This is a genomic window from Paracoccus sp. DMF, assembly GCF_004407025.1.
GTDB classification, from domain to species: Bacteria; Pseudomonadota; Alphaproteobacteria; order Rhodobacterales; family Rhodobacteraceae; genus Paracoccus; species Paracoccus aminovorans_B.
In genome coordinates this window covers 1-772 of sequence record NZ_SOKV02000175.1, presented here as the reverse complement: position 1 = coordinate 772, position 772 = coordinate 1, and the positions used below count along the sequence as shown (strand labels likewise).

The 772-nt window shown below is 71.1% G+C and carries 1 protein-coding gene; it reads right to left on the bottom strand.

Annotated elements, in window-relative coordinates; all coding sequences use genetic code 11:
* Positions 1-772, bottom strand: a 772-nt coding sequence (locus tag E3D03_RS21050) for a phage tail tape measure C-terminal domain-containing protein (RefSeq protein WP_318013798.1), incomplete at both ends; no start/stop codon positions are given.

The window sequence follows — 772 nt, the reverse complement described above, 5'->3', positions numbered from 1 at the left end:
GAAAATCCCACCCGCCCCGCCCAGCGCGCCGGAGAGTGCATTGGCGATGGGACCGAGGATGAAGCGCCGGGCGGCGAGCTTCGCCAGATCGGCGATCATCGACGTGACCAGATCGCGGAAGTCGAGCTTGCCGGTCATCACAAAGTCACCGATGGCGTTCTCGGCCGACGTGAAGGCGCCCACCAGCGCGCTGCCGAGATCCCCGCCGATGTCGCGCGCCTTGGCGGCATAGTCGGCGAGGGCCGCGGTGACGGCTTGCCAGCCGGTCAGGGCCGTGTCTGCCCCCTCCGCTGCAGCCGCCCCCGCGTCGCGTGCCGCGCCGCCAGCGCCATCGGCGGCGCTGGCGGTGTCGTTCAGCCCGGCTGTCAGGGCATCGGCCGACGCGGCTGCATCGGCGAGTGCAGTTTCGTCGTCGGTCCCCGTGCCGGTGACGGCATCCTTCAGCGCCTGCCAGCTAGCCAGCGGCCGACCGGCGGCATCGGCCAGCATGCCTGCGGCCTCGCGATAGCCATCGGCCCGGGCGCGGGCATCGTCAGCCATGCCCCCGAGGCCGAGATCGGGCGGCTCGAGATAGCTGCGCGCGAGTGCGGCCGAGAAGGCATCCGCGGCGGCAGCACCAGCAGCGGTCGCAGCCCCCTCGAAGGGATTGCTGATGCGGCCAAGTTCGACCGGGTCAAGAATGCCGATCCGCACGCCACCTTCGCCGGTCGCCCATTCCGGCAGAAGGGCCAGCGCCGCGTTCAGGGTCTCGATGAAGCTGTTGATGCGCGTG